The following is a 16459-nucleotide window of genomic DNA, read 5'->3' as shown; positions in this document are numbered from 1 at the left end:
GGCGATCGTGCAGGGCGGCTTGCCTGCAAACCCAAAAATGGTCTGAACGGACGATGAGAAAATTCCGTGACGAGCCGAGCATCGCGACAACCAGAACAAAACCGGGAGCACCCGCAGTGAACCTATCCACCCCCGTGACATGGCGAACGCACTACGCGCTGTTCGTGCTCGCCAGCATCTATGTGTTCAACTACATCGACCGCCAATTGATGGCGATCCTGATCGAGCCGGTGAAACTCGAATTCGGTATTTCCGATACCGGCATCGGTCTGCTCTCGGGGGTGACCTTTGCGGTGTTCTACACGGTGTTCGGCTTCCCGCTGGGGCGCCTGTCAGACCGCATCGGGCGCAAGCCGGTGATCGCCTTCAGCTGCATCGCCTGGAGCCTGATGACCATGCTATGCGGCATGGCCGGCAACTTTCTGACCCTGGTGCTGGCGCGAATCGGTGTGGCTGTGGGCGAGGCCGGCGGCACGGCGCCGTCGGTGGCGATGGTCTCGGATTTGTACCCGGCGAACCGCCGATCCACGGCCCTGTCGGTGCTGATGCTCGGTTCCAGCCTGGGGGCGATCGTCGGCCTGGGCCTGGGTGGCTGGATTGCCCAGCACCACGGTTGGCGCTACGCCTTCTTGCTGATCGGCGCCCCCGGTATTTTCCTCGGCCTGCTTCTGCTGCTGACCGTGCGGGCGCCCAAGCGCGTAGCACCGCTGGGTAACGTCGCGGCGCAACAGGATGGCTGGCTCAAGACCCTGGTCGAGCTGTTTCGCATGCCCTCTTTTCTGTGGCTGGTACTGACCGGCGGCGCGGCGGCGATTGCCGGCTACGCCATCGGCACCTGGAGCCCGAGCTTCCTGATCCGCTCCCACGGCCTCAATTTGCAAGAAGCCGGATTCCTGGTGGGCGTGGTGGGCGGTAGCGGTGCGACCGTCGGCACCCTGTTGTGCGGCATGCTCACCGACCGCATGGCACGGCGCGATGTCGGTTGGCAAATCGGTGTGCCGTTGCTGGGTACGCTGATCAGCATTCCTTTCGCCCTGGCGTACTTCCTCTGGCCCCAAGGCACGGCGTTCCATATCGGCAGCATCGCCGTGCCACAGGCGTTTCTGTTCTACAGCGCCTTCGCCTTCTTTGGCGTGTGGTGGGCAACACCGTGCCTGAGCGCCATTACCCACCTGTTCCCGGCTACACGACTGGCCCAGGCCACGGCGATTTTCGTCATGTCCATGACCCTCTTGGGCGTGGGTATCGGGCCGCTGTTCGTTGGCATGCTCAGCGACTTCTTCGTGCCAACCCTGGGCAGTGAGTCGCTGCGCTACGCCCTGGCTTCATCTGTGTCGATGTTGGTGCTGGCCAGCGCGTTCCTGACCCTGGCGCTGCCACGTTATCGCCAACAGATGAAGAGCCCCGCACCACTGCCCGCACCGAACCAGGCAGTGACTGCCTGATCCTCTTCCCCACACCGCCGCGCCGCTGGAAACCTGTCAGATTCCAGCGGCTTTTTTTTGATGAGGCTCACCATGAGCACCAGCGCCGTACAGATCTGCAATCTTCTTTACCGTTACGCCGAATGCCTGGACAGCGGACAATTGGTCGAGGCCGCCGAGCTGTTTCGTCATGCCCGCATCAAGGTAAGCAGCCAGGGCGAGTACGTTGATCACACCGCCCTGCTGGGGATCTGGCAACAGCGAATCAAGCTCTACCCCTGCGGCACTCCGCGCACCCGACATGTCATCAGCAACCCCATCATTGACATCGATGAAGCCTGCGGGACCGCGACCGTTCGCGCTTGCTACACCGTGCTGCAGGCCACCGACATGCTCCCCCTGCAACCGATCGCCGCGGGACGCTATCTGGATGAGTTCGAACGTGTCGACGGGATCTGGCGGTTCAGCTTTCGTAATTATTCGCACCTGGACATGATGGGGGACTTACGTGGGCATTTGTTGATGTAGGCACAAAGGCGGCCTGACAGCCGGCCTGGTTACTGGCGTGTCCGCGATCCTCTGTGGGAGATTGTTGTCTGAATACATATCCGTTGCTGCGGTAACGGCCACTTAGGGTTTCGCCCTTACGGCGACTCACTTTTGAAAGAGCCCAAAAGTAAGCAAAAGGCTCTTGCCCCACCACTCGGTGCCTCGCTGTGGCTCGGCATGCCCTCACTCCGGCATTGCTCCGTGGGTCGCCCAAATCTAAAGCTAAAGCGAGGCGGCCTGACAGCCGACCTGATTTCAAGTGAGCACGTTCCTCTGTAGGAGCGATGCTTGCTCGCGATGGACGTCAACGATAACGCGCCCTGTCTGGATGATGGCGTTGTCTGGGCGTTTTTCGCGAGCAGGCTCGCTCCTACAGGGGATCACGGACAAGCCTGCAATCAGGTCGGCTGTCAGGCCGCCTCGCTTTTGCTTTTGCTTTTGCTTTTGCTTTTGCTTTTGCTTTTGCTTTTGCTTTTGCTTTTGACCCTCTTGCCCCATCGCTGCGGGCCCTGTAGGAGCGAGCTTGCTCGCGATGGTCGTCAACGATGACGCTGGGCACCTGACACCCCTCGGTGCTCTCAGGTTCATCGCGAGCAATCGAGCGTCGACCGGCTGCTCCTACAGGCTTTTCCAAGTGACTCGCCGTAAGGGCGAAACCCTAAGTCGCCGTTACCGCAGCAACGGATATACACCCAATCCAAATATGCAACCAGTGCACGCAAGCGTCTGAGGTCTATAGACCCTGAGCATAGAAATGCGGGTTGTCCAGGCCAGGCTTGCCATAACGCAACGCATCGCCGGCAAGGGTGCGGATCTGTCCACCGGCAGCGACAAGCACCGCATGACCCGCGGCGATATCCCACTCCATGGTGCGCCCCAGGCGCGGATAAAGGTCTGCCTCGCCGGCAGCCACCAGGCAAATCTTCAGCGATGAGCCGGCGCTTTTCAGTGATCGCACCTGCCGTCCGTCGAGGAATTTGTCCAGCGCCTCGGCATCGCCGTGGGAGCGGCTGGCGACCACGTCCAGCCCCTCGTGCGACACCGTCCGGCAGTGAATGGGTTGGCGTTTTCCAGACTGTTCGATAAAGGCGCCGCAACCACGGGCACCGGCAAACAGTCGCTCCAGCGCGGGCGCCAGGACCACCCCGAGCACCGGTTCACCGTTATCGATCAGGGCGATATTGACGGTGAACTCGCCATTGCGATTGATGAATTCCTTGGTGCCGTCCAACGGGTCCACCAGCCAGAACCGCTGGCCCACCTCGGGCACCTGGCCGGCCGCTGCGGCCTCTTCGGAAATCACCGGTATCTGCGGCGTGCGTGCCGCCAAGGCTTGCAGAATCAACGCTTCGGCGCGCTCGTCAGCTTCGGTGACCGGCGAGGTATCGACTTTTCCGCGCACCTCGAAATCCGATCGGTACACCTCCAGCACCCGTTCGCCCGCTGCGCGAACAATACCGATGACATCTTCAAGCAGAACAGTCATTGACTCGTTCATGGGAATTCTCCTGTTTTTGTTCTTCGTATGGTCCATTCGGCCTATGCGCCGTTTTCCGGATCCGGGAACAGTACAGACATCCAAACCATCGCCACTCAGCAAATGGATGTTTAACAGGAGTTCCTGTGTCCCACGGCAATCAGTTATCCGTTCCACAGATCAACCAGCTGCGCCTGCGTGCCGTGCAGTTGCGCATCGGCGGCAGCACACTCAAGACCATCAGCCAGGACACCGGGCTCTCATCGCCAACCATCATCGCTGCCTACAAGGCGTGGCAAGCCGGTGGCTGGAATGCCGTGCCCGTACGCGAGCGCGGGCGCAAGCAAGGTGAAGGCCGCAGTCTCTCTGCCGAGCAGGAACGCAGCATCTACCAATTGCTGGTCAGCACGCTGCCGGAGCGGCACCAGCTGCCGTTCCTGCTCTGGCAACTGGAAGCGATGCAGGCCCTGGTCAAGCGCCTGCACGATATCGACTTGCCAGAACGTACCGCCGCCCATTACCTGCAACGCTGGCAGCTCAATGCCGAGCGCCCGGCCAAGCGCGTCGCCAGTGCTTCGCTGGCGGTGCAGCGCTGGTACCGCAGCACCTACCGGGACATTCTCGAGCAGGCCCGTACGCAGAATGGCGAGATCCATTGGATCGATGACTACGGTGCCCGTAACGACCAGGGCAAGCTCAGCTACGGGGTACTGCGCGCGGTCAGCAATCGCGGCAAGGTGCTCTGGCTGCCTTACGAAGACGGGTTGCGCGCGCCGCACCTGGAAGAGTTCTTCGACCGCCTGTATCGCTCGGCCGAACGCAAAGTGTTCGCCCTGCTCTCGGGCATGCACTGGCAACGCGCCGCGACCTTCATCACCTGGGCAGGCGAACGCGCTGAGCGACTGCATCTGTTCCATCTGCCCGAAGCCAGCGCAATGCTCAGCGGTGCCCGCGAACTGGCGACCCAGATCAACCAGCAAGCCGCGCGCGTCGGCCATGACGATGTGCCAACGACCATCGTCCCCCCCCTGCCCCGCGACCCCATGCTGCTGATGTTGCGCCAGATGTTAAAACATCAAGTCGCGCATAAGTCCGAATCGCAGCAGTTGTACGTTGATAAACGACAACAACAAAAAGCGAGAGGAAAATCTATGACGCTTACCCACCTGCAACGACTGGAAGCCGAAAGCATCCAGGCAATGCGCGAGGTTGTCGCCGAATCCGACAACCCGGTCATGCTCTACTCCATCGGCAAGGACAGCGCGGTCATGCTGCACCTGGCCATGAAGGCCTTCTACCCGGCCAAGCCGCCCTTCCCCTTGCTGCATGTCGACACCACCTGGAAGTTCCAGGAGATGTATCGCTTCCGCGATCAGATGGTCGCCAAGCTGAACGTGGACCTGCTGACCCACACCAACCCCGAAGGCATTGAAATGGGCATCAGCCCGTTCAAACACGGGTCGCAGATCCACACCGACATCATGAAGACCGAGGGCCTGAAACAGGCGCTGGATCACTACGGTTTCGACGCGGCCTTTGGCGGTGCCCGTCGCGACGAAGAAAAATCCCGGGCCAAGGAACGGATTTTCTCCTTCCGCTCCGATCAGCACCGCTGGGACCCGAAGAACCAGCGTCCAGAGCTCTGGCACCTGTACAACACGCGTAAACACAAGGGCGAGTCGATCCGCGTGTTCCCTCTGTCCAACTGGACCGAGCTGGACATCTGGCAATACATCTATCTGGAAAATATCCCGATCGTACCGCTGTATTTCGCCGCGCCGCGCCCGGTGGTCGAGCGTGACGGCATGCTGATCATGGTCGATGACGAACGCATGCCGCTGAACCCGGGTGAAGTGCCGATGATCCGCAACGTGCGCTTCCGCACTCTGGGTTGCTACCCGCTCACCGGAGCCGTCGAGTCCGATGCCGACACCCTGCCCAAGATCATTCAGGAAATGCTGCTGACCCGCACGTCCGAGCGTCAGGGGCGAATGATCGACCACGACTCGTCCGCATCGATGGAGAAGAAAAAACAAGAGGGGTATTTCTAATGGCACACGTATCTGACCTGATTGCCGAGGATATCGGCCAATACCTCAAGGCCCACGAGCACAAGAGCCTGCTGCGTTTCATTACCTGCGGCAGCGTGGACGATGGCAAGAGCACGCTGATCGGACGCCTGCTCTACGATTCGAAAATGCTCTTCGAAGACCAGATGGAAGCGCTGGAGGCCGACTCGAAAAAAGACGGCACCCAAGGTGGTGAACTGGACTTCGCCCTGTTGGTGGACGGCCTGGCCGCCGAGCGCGAACAAGGCATTACCATCGACGTGGCCTACCGTTTTTTCTCCACGGAACGGCGTAAGTTCATCGTTGCCGATACCCCGGGCCATGAACAGTACACCCGCAACATGGTGACCGGTGCCTCCACGGCCGACGTGGCCGTGGTGATGATCGACGCCCGACGCGGCGTGCTGACCCAGTCCAGGCGTCACAGCTACCTGGCCTCGCTGCTCGGCATTCGCAAGGTGGTCCTGGCCGTCAACAAGATGGACCTGATGGACTACTCGGAGAAAGTCTTCAACGCCATCGTCGATGACTACCGCGCCTTCGCCAAGCAGATCAATCTTCAAGATGTCACCGCCATCCCGATGTCCGCGCTGCGGGGTGAGAACATCACCGAACAGAGCGAGCACATGCCTTGGTACCGGGGCACCACGCTGATGGGCTACCTGGAAACCGTCGAGATCGACGAGGCGCACCAGCAGAAACTGGCGTTCCGCATGCCGGTGCAGTGGGTCAACCGCCCCAACCTCGATTTCCGTGGTTTCACCGGTACCATCGCCAGCGGCGTGATTCATCCCGGTGACCGCGTACGTGTTCTGCCGGCCGGGCAAGAGAGCCGGATCTCGCGCATCGTGACCCTCGATGGCGACCTGCAACAAGCCGTGGCCGGGCAGTCCATCACCCTGACCCTGACCGACGAAGTCGATTGCAGCCGCGGCGATGTTCTGTCCACCGCAGAAGACCCGGCCAGCGTCGCCGACCAGTTCCAGGTCAGCCTGATCTGGATGCACGAACAGGCCATGCTCGCCGGCCGCCCTTACTTGATGAAGATTGGCGGCAAGACGCTGTCGGTCACCTTGGCGGTGCCCAAGTACAAGATCAACGTCAACACCATGGAGCACCTGGCGGCCAAGGAACTGGCGCTGAACGAGATCGGCGTGTGCAACCTCTTCACCAGCCAGCCGATCGCTTTCGATCCCTACAAGAACAACCGCGAAACCGGCAGTTTCATCCTCATCGACCGTCTGACCAATGCCACCGTCGGCGCCGGCCTGATCGAATTCTCCCTGCGCCGCTCGCAGAACATCCATATGCAGCACGTGGATGTGAACAAGAAGGCACGCGCCGAACAGATGGGCCAGCAGCCGGTGCTGCTGTGGTTCACCGGTTTGTCGGGCGCTGGCAAATCGGCCATCGCCAACCTGCTGGAAACCCGACTGTACGCCCGCGGCCGCCATACCTACCTGCTCGACGGCGACAACGTGCGTCACGGTTTGAACCGCGACCTGGGCTTCACTGACGCCGACCGCGTGGAGAACATCCGCCGGGTAGCCGAGGTGTCCAAGTTGTTCGTGGATGCCGGGTTGATCGTGTTGACCGCCTTCATCTCGCCGTTCCGTTCCGAGCGCGAGATGGCGCGCGGGCTGCTGCAGGAAGGCGAGTTTATCGAGATCTTCGTCGACACGCCGCTGGCCGTCGCCGAAGAGCGCGACCCCAAGGGCCTGTACAAGAAAGTCCGCCGCGGCGAGCTGAAGAACTTCACGGGCATCGACTCGCCTTATGAGGTGCCGAGCAAGCCGGACATCCATATCCAGACCAGCAAGCTGACGCCCGAAGGTGCAGTGGACCGGATCATCGAGGTGCTGGTCGAGCGCGGCTTCATCGGCAAGGAACTCTAGCCCCGGCGCCCGGTTCGCCGGGCATCCCGCGAGCACCCCTGCGGCGGTGCTCGCCCCATCAAGAGAGTCTAACAATGACAATCAGCTCTATTGACGAACAACAGCTATTGAGTGGCCAGACCTGGGCCACGTTCTGCGATCACCTCAAGCGCTGCGGCGAGCAGATCCTGCGCCCCGAGGCACCGGCCGATGCCGCCACCCGCGCCGAAGGTTTCCGCTACCTCACGCGCCTGCTGCGCATCGGCCTGGAGATGCACATCGAGTTTGCCGACCCGGCCTTTCCCAGCTTCTTCAAGACCTCCCACGAGACTGCGAAGATCGGTGCCGACAACCCGGACAACCTCTACGAGTACTCGCGCCTGGACGGCACGCTGCAATACCGCATCAAAGGCCAGCGCGGCAGTGTCGCCTACCTGAGCTTCGGCACCCAGAAAGGCGGGTATGAAACCGACGGCACGCTGATCCAGACCGGCTTCATCGACGCCAGCCAGTTGCAGGTCGATGCCCAGGGCAACTTCGAAATCATCCTCAGCACCGAGCCGCAACCGGGCAACTGGCTGAAAATGGAACCCGCCACCAATGCCCTGATCGTGCGCCAGACGTTTCTTGACCGACGCAGCGAAGTGCCGGCCAAGCTGAGCATTGAGCGCATCGGCACCGACAGCAAACCGCAGGCCCTTGATCCGGCGACGTTCCAGCAGGGCCTGGCGCGGGTATCGAGCTTCGTGGAGAACACCGCCATGCTGTTCGCCGACTGGAGCCAAAGCTACCTGCCGCACAGCAATCAACTGCCTCCAGCCAACCAGGCGCTGTGCCAGTCCGTGGGCGGTGACCCGAACATTTTCTATTACCACTCGCACTGGGCGCTGGCCGCGGACGAGGCGCTGGTGATTCACATCGATAAAGTGCCCGACTGCGACTTCTGGAACTTGCAGATCAACAACTACTGGATGGAATCGCTGGACTACCGCTACCACCAGATCTGCTTCAACAAGCACCAGGCCCAATACGACGACAAGGGCGGCGTGACCCTGGTGCTCAGCGAGCTCGACCCTGGGGTGAGCAACTGGCTGCAAACCGCCGGCGTACGCCAAGGCACGCTGTGCCTGCGCTGGGTCGGCGCCCAGGAGCAATGCCATCCCACCACTCGTGTTGTAAACGTGTCTGCCGTCGCGGAGGTCGTATGAACGCGCACACCCGAATTGAAGATCTGACTGTCGACAAACTGTTGGCCAGCGCCGTCGCGCGCACCAACGGCCTGAGCCATTTTGGCGATGACAACTACCGTGCGTCCCTGCAGGCGCTACTCGATGCCCTGGCTACCGAGGCCGGGCTGTCGCAGACCGGCCTGTATTTGCTGGAAGAAAGACTGGTGGGGCAACTGGTCAACCGCCTGGTGATGGAGGACTACCTGCGCCGTTATCCGGAAATAACCGAGATAGCGATCGACGATCCGCTGGTCATCGTGGGCCTGCCGCGCACCGGCACCACCATGCTCCAGCGCACCCTGGCAGTTGACCCGCGCTTCTACTCGGCCGCCTGGTGGGAGACGCGCTTTCCGGCACCGCTGGCCGATGAAACCCTGGCCGTGCCGGCCAAGCGTATCGCCCAGGCCAGGGCCGAGGTCGATCTGATGGCCGAGGTCATTCCGCAGATCCTCGCGATCCACCCGCTGGACGCCATGCTCTGCGACGAAGAGTTCATGCTCATGGAGCACTCGTTCATGTGCGCCATGGACGCCTACGTCAATGTGCCCAGCTACACCCGCTGGCTGGACCGGCAAGACCAGCGACCGGTCTACACCCAACTGAAGAAAATGCTGCAGTTCCTGCAGTGGCAGAAACAACAACGGGGTGAGCCGACGGGGCAACGCTGGCTGCTCAAAGCCCCCCAACACCTGCACACCCTGGATCTGCTGCTGGATGTCTTCCCCAAGGCGCAGGTGATTTTGACCCACCGTGAACCGGCCCAGACCATCCCGTCGATGGCCAGCATGGCCCACACCCTGTGGCAGATGTACAGCGACAACCCGGACCCGAAAGCCGCTGGCGAGCAGTGGAACAACCGCATGGCGCGTGGCATCCGCCACACCATGCAGGTTCGCGAGCAACATGCGGCCGAGCGCTTTCTCGACATCCACTTCGCCGACACCGTGAAGCAGCCGCTGCAAGTGCTGGAAAAGGTCTACGCCTTCGCCAATCTGCCATTTACCGACAAGGCCCGCACCGACGCGCAGGGCTGGCTGTCGCAAAACAGCCGGGAAAAACGCGCCAGCCACGACTACAGCCTGGAACGCTTCGGTTTGAACGAGGCGCAGATGACCCGGGACTACAGCGAATATCGCGCCCGTCACCTGAGCGTCAATCAATAAACGCGGGTTGGAGCAACCATGGAAAAAATCATGTTGACCCTGTGGAAGCCGACACAACCCGGCGCCGATCAATGGCGTGCGGACTTGCTCGGCCTGCGCGACGCATTGGCTCGCGCCGGTGCAAAAAACATCCGCTTCATGCTGGTCGATGAGGCGGTGGCCGCCGCCTCGACGCAGCGCATCACCAATAGCGCCGTGCCTTTGGACGGGGTGCTCTCGTTGTGGCTGGACAGTGCCTCGCAATGGCCCGCCATCAAGGCATTCGTGACGCCGTTGACCAGCCGCCTGGAGGCTTATCTGGTGGTGGAATCCGAGCCGTATCCCGAGGAGCGCCAGGCCCGCGCAGCGCAATACCGGGTGCCGGTCGGCCAGCGCACACCCGGCATGAATCAGGTGGCGTTGCTGCACAAGCCACATCGGATGAATTACGAGCAATGGTACGACACCTGGCGCAACGGGCACGGGCCTAATGCCTATCCGCTGCAATCGATCTTCGGCTACCGCCAGAACACCGTGGTACGTGCGCTCACCTACGGTGCGCCGGTGTTGCACGCGATCGTCGAAGAAAACTTCCCGCCCGAGGCCATCGGCAATCCGCAAGGATTCTTCGCCGCTCTGGGCGATCCGGACAAATGCGCACAGCGCCAGCAGGCCATGTACGAATCCACCAGCAAATTCATCGACTTCGAGAGGATCGACTGCATCCTCACCAGCGAGTACCAGCTCAGTGCCTGAGTGGCCCACAAGGAGGCTTTCCATGTTGGATCTAGAAGCAATCGAGCTGATCAAGCAGCTCAAGGCGCGCTATTTCCGCGCCATCGACACCTGCAACATCGAGATGCTGCAAGGCATGCTCACCGAAGACATCGCCCTGTCGTTCAAGAGCCCGGCCTACGAGTTCCACGTCAACGGCCTGGGCGATGCGCTGGACTTCTACCGCACCTCGTTCACCAAGACCCGCCTCGCCACCCACAACGGTCACACCCCGGAAATCGAAGTCGATGGCGACCAGGCCACAGCCCTCTGGTACCTGAGCTACGTGTTCATCAACCTCGAGGACAACACCCACATGCACGGCAGTGCGATCTACCAGGATCGCTACATCAAGCGCGACGAGCGCTGGATGATCGCCGAAACGGGCTACGAAACCCTGCTCGAGACCATCCAGCCCTTGAGCGAACAGCTGCAGATCACCTCCAGACCCATCAACTGAATGCACAACAGGAGACCGTCATGGCAAGAGCAGAAAACATAGTCACCTCCCACACGGTGGAAATTAACGCCCCCGCCCGGGTGGTCTGGGAAGTACTCATTGATCTGGACAATTACCACCTGTGGAACAGCTTCTGTCCGAGCATTCAGTGTGGCCTGCAGATCGGCGACGAGGTGCATATGCAGGTACTGACCCCCGATACCGGCGAAACCGTTCCGGTTTTCGAATACCTCGTGGCCTGCGACCCCGAGCAACTGTTGTCGTGGGAGCAGCGCCCCGTCCCGGAGAACATGGACGCCGCCCGCCGCGACCAGTACATCAAGGCCATCGATGCCAACCGCTGCAGCTATTTCACCACCGACATTTTCCTCGGCCTGAACCAGGACACCATCATGCGCGAGCACGGTGCCTGGGTAAAAATCGGCTTCGACCAGATGGCCCTGGATCTGAAACGACGCGCTGAAGAACTGCACGCCAGTCGCACCTGAACGACCCACTCCCCACGAAAACAATAAGAAGGTAACTACCATGTTGCTGAAAGATAAAGTCGTCATCATTTCCGGTATCGGCCCTGGCCTGGGCATCAAGCTGGCCGTGCGCGCCGCAGAGTTCCAGGCCAAGGCCGTGGTGTTGGCCGCACGCACGCCAGCCAAGCTCGGCCAGGCCGAACAAGCGGTCCGCGACGCTGGCTACAGCACGCCGATCCTGAAAGTCCCCACAGACATTACCCAGGCCGAACAGTGCCAGACGCTCGCCGACCTGACGACCGAGCACTTCGGCCGGATCGACGTATTGATCAACTCCGCCTACGCCCATGGCGCCTGGGGCACCTCCTCCGGGTCGGCCATGGACGATTGGCGCAGCGCAATGGACGTCAACCTGTTCGGCACCATGCACATGACCCAGGCCGTGCTGCCGCAGATGAAGAAACAGAAGTCGGGCAGCATCGTCATGATCAACACCATGGCCACCCGCACCCCCAACCAGCTGGAATCGGGCTATGCCGTCTCCAAGGGTGCGTTGAAAACCGCCGTGCAGTACCTGGCCCAGGATCTCGGCCCGTTCGGCATCCGCGTCAACTCCACCTTCATGGGCTGGATGTGGGGCGCGCCGGTGATCGGCTATTTCGAGAGCGAAGCCAAGCGCCTGGGCGTGCCGATGGAGTCGCTGGTGGAGCAGATCGCCCAACAGATTGCGCTGCGCAAGATTCCCGAAGACGCTGACTGCGCCATGGCTGCCCTGTACCTGGCGAGCGACTACGCCAAGGTCATCACCGGCGCGCAACTGGACGTCAACGGCGGCCACTTCCTGCCCTGCTGAACACTTCAAGGCGACATGAACGTCGCCTCTTTTCCGACGGGCACACGAAACCCGTGTGGCCGTCCCCCTGGAGATTACCAACATGCTGGATCTCGTTGCCATCGAGCAGATCAAACAACTCAAGGCCCGCTACTTTCGTGGTATCGATACCTGCAACCTCGAACTGCTGCGCAGCATCCTCGCGCCCGAGGTGAAGATCAGCTTCCAAAGCCCGACCTACCAGCTCGAACTCAACGGACTGGAAGAAGCCATCGAGTTCTACCGCACCAACTTCACCAATCGCCGTTTCGGCATGCACAACGGCCACACCCCGGAAATTGCGGTCAACGGTGATGAAGCCACTGGCCTGTGGTACCTCAACGACGTGTTCATCAACCTCGATAAGCAGACCCTGCTAAACGGCAGCGCGATCTACGAGGATTGCTACGTCAAGCAGCAAGGCGAGTGGCGCATCCTGCGTACCGGTTACAAGCGGCTGCTGGAGATGATCGGCCCGCTGGATCCGCAATGGGAGATCACCTCTCAACCGATCAACTGATACTCCTCTCCCCCCACCTGTAGGAGCCGGCTTGCTGGCGATGGACTCAAGTGCGCCGCGTTTAACCAGTTTCTCCCGCGTTATCGTTGACGACCATCGCCAGCAAGCCGGCTCCTACAGGTATCGCGTTATCTGTTTTTCCCGGTAGTCCGTGAACCAAAAAAAAGCCCTATCGCATTGCGTTAGGGCTTTTGTCATTGCAACGACCCAGGGCTTAGCGCCCGATCGCCCTCGCCGCATCCGCAGTGTACTGGTCCGGGGTGAACTTGCCTTCGTTGAGGATCGGGCCCTTCTTCGCTTCGTTGGTCATGCCGTAGCCGGTGTACTGGCCAGAGTTCAAGTCCATGAAGAACTGTGAACCGGCCTGCCAGCCGCTCATGTCAGGGTGGTAGTAGTAGTTGATCATGGCATGCTTCCACAGTTGCCCACGGGCGTCGTAGTTGTCGGCCATGACCGCGTTCCAGGTGTCTTCGTCGATGAACAGCACACGCTTGCCATAGACATGGCGATAGCCTTCCTTCAAATCGGCTTCCAGCACCCACACACGACGCAACTCATAACGCATGAAATCGGGGTTGGGATGGTTGGGCGTCAGTACATCGGCGTACTTGACGGTCCCGGCGTTAGGCTTGAACGCGTTGGCCGGGCTGTACATCTCGCGCTTGCCGATGAGTTTCCAGGTGAAACGCTCCGGTGAACCGTTGTACAAACGGTCTTCGTCGATGGTCATGGTGCCGTTGGTACCGATCATCGGCTGATCGAAACCGTAGCCCGGCAGTTGTCGTACGCGCCGGGTCGATGGGCTGTAGGTCCAGGCCTGGCGCGCATCGGTGCCGAAGTTGTAGGGTTCATGGGAAATGCTGAGGGTGCCGTTGTCGCGGGCCGGTTTGAGGGTCATGTTGTTGCTCATGGCCGCAATCTTGTCTTCGGTCCTGGAGTCGGCGGTTGGTGAGTTACCCAGTGCCAGGTTGCGTGCGTAGGCTCGCCCCCAGCCAATGCTGCCGTTGGGCAGGACCGAGGCCAGGTCGGAGGTTTTTTCCTCGGTGTAGGCACGTGCCGGCAGTTGGTGATTCCACAGCAATTCCATGCCGTTTTTGGGGATCGGGAACGGTACTTGGCCTATCCCGGTGAAACCTGCACCGTCGTTGACCAGCTGGGCGTGCAGCGCATTGTCCATCACACGGCGGCAGACGTAATCGGGGTAGCGGAAATCCCGATGGCCGGGGTAGATGTTCATCTTGTAGGTGGTCGGATACTTCTTCAGCAGGGCCTTCTGCCCTTCGGTCAGGTGCGACTCGTACTGGCTCATGTTCTGCGCAGTGATCACCAGGATCGGCTTCTCCGCCGCATAGGGATCGACCGGCTGGTCGCCGGAGAACTTCACATGATTCCAGCCTGGAACTTCGCCCAGGTATTTACCGGTGTACGGCGGAATGGTGCCCTCGGCGTTGCCGGCTTGCTCGGCGCCGACACAGGTCAGCTCCTTGCCCAGTTTGGCCGCTTCCTGAGGTGACACCGCGGCGTGCGCATAACCCATCAGCCCGCTATTGGCTGTGACTGCGACCGCGAGCATGAGACCTGTTCTTGTTATTTTCATGTGATGCCTCCTTCGCTGATAAGGCTTTGTGGATGGACCCATTGTTCGTGTTCTGCCGGCCCCGACATCGTCCGGAAAGACTAAGGCGACGTTATGCGCCCAACTTTTCTTGCAGTTGTGCCTTGAGCACCTTGCCGGTGGCATTGCGTGGCAAGGGTTCGAGTACCCGATAGACCTGCGTCGGCACTTTGTAGGCGGCCAGGCGCTCGGCGATGAAGGCGCAGATTTGCGCCTCCTGGGGCAGCGTCGGTGCCTGGCCATGCACGGCCAGCCCCACCGTCTCACCCATCAGCGGGTCGGCCATGGCGAAGGCGGCCGCCTCCAGAACGCCAGGCATATCGAGGATGCAGGTTTCGATTTCGGCGGCGGAAATCTTCTCGCCGCCGCGATTGATCAACTCCTTGACCCGGCCGGTGATGCTGAGGAAACCTTCCTCGTCGAGGTAACCGATATCGCCGGTGTCGAGCCAACCGTCGCGCAAGCTATGCGCAGTGGCCTCGGGCAGGTTCCAGTAGGCGCTCATCAAGGTCGGCGAACGCAGCCAGATCACCCCGCGAGTGCCCGCCGGCTGCGGCTGGTCGGGGCTGTCACCGATGCGAATATCGACAATCGGCAACGCCCACCCCGCTGTCGCCGGTTTGTAGACAAACTGATCGCCACCGATCGCCGCGCCGATGCCGTTGCTTTCGGTCAGGCCGTAGCCGGCACCGCCAATGACGTCGGGCTTGATCTTGAGCATGTCGTCGAGCACGTTGGCGGATGATGCGCCACCGCCCAGCCCCAGGCCGAACAGGCTGGCGGTTTGCTCGCTGCCAAAGCGTGGTGAAGCAAGCAATTGCTGCATCATCACCGGCGCCCCGTTGAACTGGGTACAGCGCTCATCGCGAATGAGGTCGATGGCACGTTCGACATCCCACTTGTACATCAGCATCAAGCGCCGACCGCCGCGTAATGCCGACAAGAACTGCGCATGCAAGCCGCTGACATGGAACAGCGGAACAGCCGCCAGTGTAGTTGGCGCAAAGCCGCTATTGATCACCACGCCGATACGCTCGGGCGAACTCATGGCGCAAAACGCGCCCTGGAAATCCAGCGCGGTCAATGCCTGGCAGATCGCCCGGTGACTGGACACGGCACCCTTGGCGCGACTGGTGGTGCCGGAGGTGTAGAGGATCATCGCCGGTGCGTCGGAGTCGATTTCCAGCGCCGGCACCGGCAATGCAGGGGCGCTGATCAGGTCTTCGAAGCGCAGGCAGTACTCGGGCAACGAGCCTTCCTGGGCGCCGACGACAATCGTGGCTGACTGCTCGCGGGTCAGATCTTCGCGCAGGGTATTGAGGCGCGCTTCGTCGCACAGCAGCAGGCGCGAACCGCTGTCCTGCAACGCGTACTGCAACTCATCGCGCAGGCCCCAACTGTTAAGCGGCACGCACACCGCACCACAACGTTGAATAGCAGCGAAGGCCACCAGCCATGCCGGCTGGTTGCGCATGGCAATCGCCACCCGCTCGCCCGGTTGCACGCCAAAACGGGCAATCATCTGCCCGGCCAGGCGGTCGACCTGATCGAAGTATTGGTTGAAGGTCAGGCGTTGCGACTGCCAGACCAGGAACTCACGGTCGCCGTGGACACGACCAGCATCGATCACCTGCAACAGGTCGTGGGGGGCGTGACGGAAGTAGCGTGGAGCGTCGTCATCCGGCGTCACCACTTCAAAGGGCGAGCCGGGGGCAATCAATTGCCGCCATGCGGTTTGCCAGCGTTCAATGCTCATTTTTGTTTTCTCCAGAACGGGCGAAAGACCTGTGGGAGCGGTTCGGAACATTCAACATCCTCATTGCCTGACACTCCGCTATCGCGGGCAAGCCCGCTCCCACAGGGCGGTGAGTGGTACTCACGTGTTGGGTACACCAGCGATCCTTGTGGGAGCGGGCTTGCCCGCGAAGAGGCCGGCACATTCAACATCCTCATCGCCTGACACTCCGCCATCGCGAGCAGGCTCCCTC

At 61.1% G+C, this 16459-nt stretch carries 14 protein-coding genes and 1 pseudogene; 12 read left to right on the top strand and 3 right to left on the bottom strand.

What is annotated here, in order from left to right; all coding sequences use genetic code 11:
- Window positions 1-116 precede the first annotated feature (116 nt).
- The 3 genes and pseudogenes from PMI31_RS18850 to PMI31_RS31915 all read left to right on the top strand — a co-directional run.
- Window positions 117-1445 carry a spinster family MFS transporter gene (locus PMI31_RS18850; RefSeq protein ID WP_008019852.1) on the top strand — a complete coding sequence of 443 codons (1329 nt, stop codon included), beginning with the start codon at window positions 117-119 and terminating at the stop codon, window positions 1443-1445.
- 72 nt (window positions 1446-1517) lie between these two features.
- The gene (locus tag PMI31_RS18845; RefSeq protein WP_008019851.1) at window positions 1518-1952 is read left to right on the top strand and encodes a nuclear transport factor 2 family protein; all 435 of its coding nucleotides are present in this window, start codon (window positions 1518-1520) and stop codon (window positions 1950-1952) included.
- A gap of 553 nt (window positions 1953-2505) precedes the next feature.
- A pseudogene (locus PMI31_RS31915) lies at window positions 2506-2583 on the top strand (outer membrane lipoprotein carrier protein LolA); the annotation flags it as partial.
- Between the two features lie 123 nt (window positions 2584-2706).
- Here PMI31_RS31915 and cysQ read toward each other — a convergent pair.
- Window positions 2707-3471: a 3'(2'),5'-bisphosphate nucleotidase CysQ gene (gene cysQ, locus PMI31_RS18835; protein ID WP_008019849.1), complete on the bottom strand. Its 765-nt coding sequence runs from the start codon at window positions 3469-3471 to the stop codon at window positions 2707-2709.
- Between the two features lie 437 nt (window positions 3472-3908).
- On the opposite strand from cysQ, the gene cysD reads away from it, so the two are divergent.
- The 9 genes from cysD (at window position 3909) to PMI31_RS18790 (ending at window position 12856) form a co-directional block, all read left to right on the top strand.
- Complete coding sequence (gene cysD / locus PMI31_RS31715; protein ID WP_338010035.1) at window positions 3909-5501, top strand: sulfate adenylyltransferase subunit CysD; 1593 nt, start codon at window positions 3909-3911, stop codon at window positions 5499-5501.
- The gene (cysN, locus tag PMI31_RS18825; RefSeq protein ID WP_008019847.1) at window positions 5501-7414 is read left to right on the top strand and encodes a sulfate adenylyltransferase subunit CysN; all 1914 of its coding nucleotides are present in this window, start codon (window positions 5501-5503) and stop codon (window positions 7412-7414) included. The genes cysD and cysN overlap by 1 nt, the downstream gene beginning before the upstream one ends.
- A gap of 74 nt (window positions 7415-7488) precedes the next feature.
- Window positions 7489-8601, top strand: a complete 1113-nt coding sequence (locus PMI31_RS18820) for a DUF1214 domain-containing protein (protein WP_008019846.1) — start codon at window positions 7489-7491, stop codon at window positions 8599-8601.
- Window positions 8598-9785, top strand: coding sequence for a sulfotransferase family protein (locus PMI31_RS18815; protein ID WP_008019845.1), 1188 nt, complete (start codon window positions 8598-8600; stop codon window positions 9783-9785). Before PMI31_RS18820 ends, PMI31_RS18815 begins: the two co-directional genes overlap by 4 nt.
- 18 nt (window positions 9786-9803) lie before the next feature.
- The gene (locus PMI31_RS18810; protein ID WP_008019844.1) at window positions 9804-10520 is read left to right on the top strand and encodes an EthD domain-containing protein; all 717 of its coding nucleotides are present in this window, start codon (window positions 9804-9806) and stop codon (window positions 10518-10520) included.
- Between the two features lie 22 nt (window positions 10521-10542).
- Window positions 10543-10998 (top strand): nuclear transport factor 2 family protein, encoded by a 456-nt coding sequence (locus PMI31_RS18805; protein WP_008019843.1) that lies wholly within the window; start codon window positions 10543-10545, stop codon window positions 10996-10998.
- A gap of 20 nt (window positions 10999-11018) precedes the next feature.
- Window positions 11019-11486 carry an SRPBCC domain-containing protein gene (locus PMI31_RS18800; RefSeq protein WP_008019841.1) on the top strand — a complete coding sequence of 156 codons (468 nt, stop codon included), beginning with the start codon at window positions 11019-11021 and terminating at the stop codon, window positions 11484-11486.
- 40 nt (window positions 11487-11526) lie between these two features.
- Window positions 11527-12318: an SDR family oxidoreductase gene (locus PMI31_RS18795; RefSeq protein ID WP_008019839.1), complete on the top strand. Its 792-nt coding sequence runs from the start codon at window positions 11527-11529 to the stop codon at window positions 12316-12318.
- A gap of 82 nt (window positions 12319-12400) precedes the next feature.
- Window positions 12401-12856 carry a nuclear transport factor 2 family protein gene (locus PMI31_RS18790; RefSeq protein WP_008019838.1) on the top strand — a complete coding sequence of 152 codons (456 nt, stop codon included), beginning with the start codon at window positions 12401-12403 and terminating at the stop codon, window positions 12854-12856.
- A gap of 214 nt (window positions 12857-13070) precedes the next feature.
- Here the strand turns inward: PMI31_RS18790 and PMI31_RS18785 are convergent, their stop codons facing one another.
- Together PMI31_RS18785 and PMI31_RS18780 are read right to left on the bottom strand one after the other, a co-directional pair.
- Entirely contained in the window at window positions 13071-14453 is a 1383-nt protein-coding gene (locus tag PMI31_RS18785) for a DUF1329 domain-containing protein (RefSeq protein WP_008019837.1), read from the bottom strand.
- A 91-nt stretch (window positions 14454-14544) separates the two neighbouring features.
- The gene (locus PMI31_RS18780; RefSeq protein ID WP_008019836.1) at window positions 14545-16227 is read right to left on the bottom strand and encodes a class I adenylate-forming enzyme family protein; all 1683 of its coding nucleotides are present in this window, start codon (window positions 16225-16227) and stop codon (window positions 14545-14547) included.
- Window positions 16228-16459 lie beyond the last annotated feature (232 nt).

Origin of the sequence: Pseudomonas sp. GM55 (genome assembly GCF_000282395.1) — a bacterium.
Classification (GTDB): Bacteria; Pseudomonadota; Gammaproteobacteria; order Pseudomonadales; family Pseudomonadaceae; genus Aquipseudomonas; species Aquipseudomonas fluorescens_CC.
This window is presented reverse-complemented; position numbering and strand designations above follow the sequence as displayed.

What these genes read in the sequence shown, in the direction of transcription:
- PMI31_RS18845 (WP_008019851.1), top strand. Translation starts at nt 1,518, where the DNA reads ATGAGCACCAGCGCCGTACAGATCTGCAATCTTCTTTACCGTTACGCC.
- cysQ (WP_008019849.1), bottom strand. Translation starts at nt 3,471, where the DNA reads ATGAACGAGTCAATGACTGTTCTGCTTGAAGATGTCATCGGTATTGTT.
- cysD (WP_338010035.1), top strand. Translation starts at nt 3,909, where the DNA reads ATGCAGGCCCTGGTCAAGCGCCTGCACGATATCGACTTGCCAGAACGT.
- cysN (WP_008019847.1), top strand. Translation starts at nt 5,501, where the DNA reads ATGGCACACGTATCTGACCTGATTGCCGAGGATATCGGCCAATACCTC.
- PMI31_RS18820 (WP_008019846.1), top strand. Translation starts at nt 7,489, where the DNA reads ATGACAATCAGCTCTATTGACGAACAACAGCTATTGAGTGGCCAGACC.
- PMI31_RS18815 (WP_008019845.1), top strand. Translation starts at nt 8,598, where the DNA reads ATGAACGCGCACACCCGAATTGAAGATCTGACTGTCGACAAACTGTTG.
- PMI31_RS18810 (WP_008019844.1), top strand. Translation starts at nt 9,804, where the DNA reads ATGGAAAAAATCATGTTGACCCTGTGGAAGCCGACACAACCCGGCGCC.
- PMI31_RS18805 (WP_008019843.1), top strand. Translation starts at nt 10,543, where the DNA reads ATGTTGGATCTAGAAGCAATCGAGCTGATCAAGCAGCTCAAGGCGCGC.
- PMI31_RS18800 (WP_008019841.1), top strand. Translation starts at nt 11,019, where the DNA reads ATGGCAAGAGCAGAAAACATAGTCACCTCCCACACGGTGGAAATTAAC.
- PMI31_RS18795 (WP_008019839.1), top strand. Translation starts at nt 11,527, where the DNA reads ATGTTGCTGAAAGATAAAGTCGTCATCATTTCCGGTATCGGCCCTGGC.
- PMI31_RS18790 (WP_008019838.1), top strand. Translation starts at nt 12,401, where the DNA reads ATGCTGGATCTCGTTGCCATCGAGCAGATCAAACAACTCAAGGCCCGC.
- PMI31_RS18785 (WP_008019837.1), bottom strand. Translation starts at nt 14,453, where the DNA reads ATGAAAATAACAAGAACAGGTCTCATGCTCGCGGTCGCAGTCACAGCC.
- PMI31_RS18780 (WP_008019836.1), bottom strand. Translation starts at nt 16,227, where the DNA reads ATGAGCATTGAACGCTGGCAAACCGCATGGCGGCAATTGATTGCCCCC.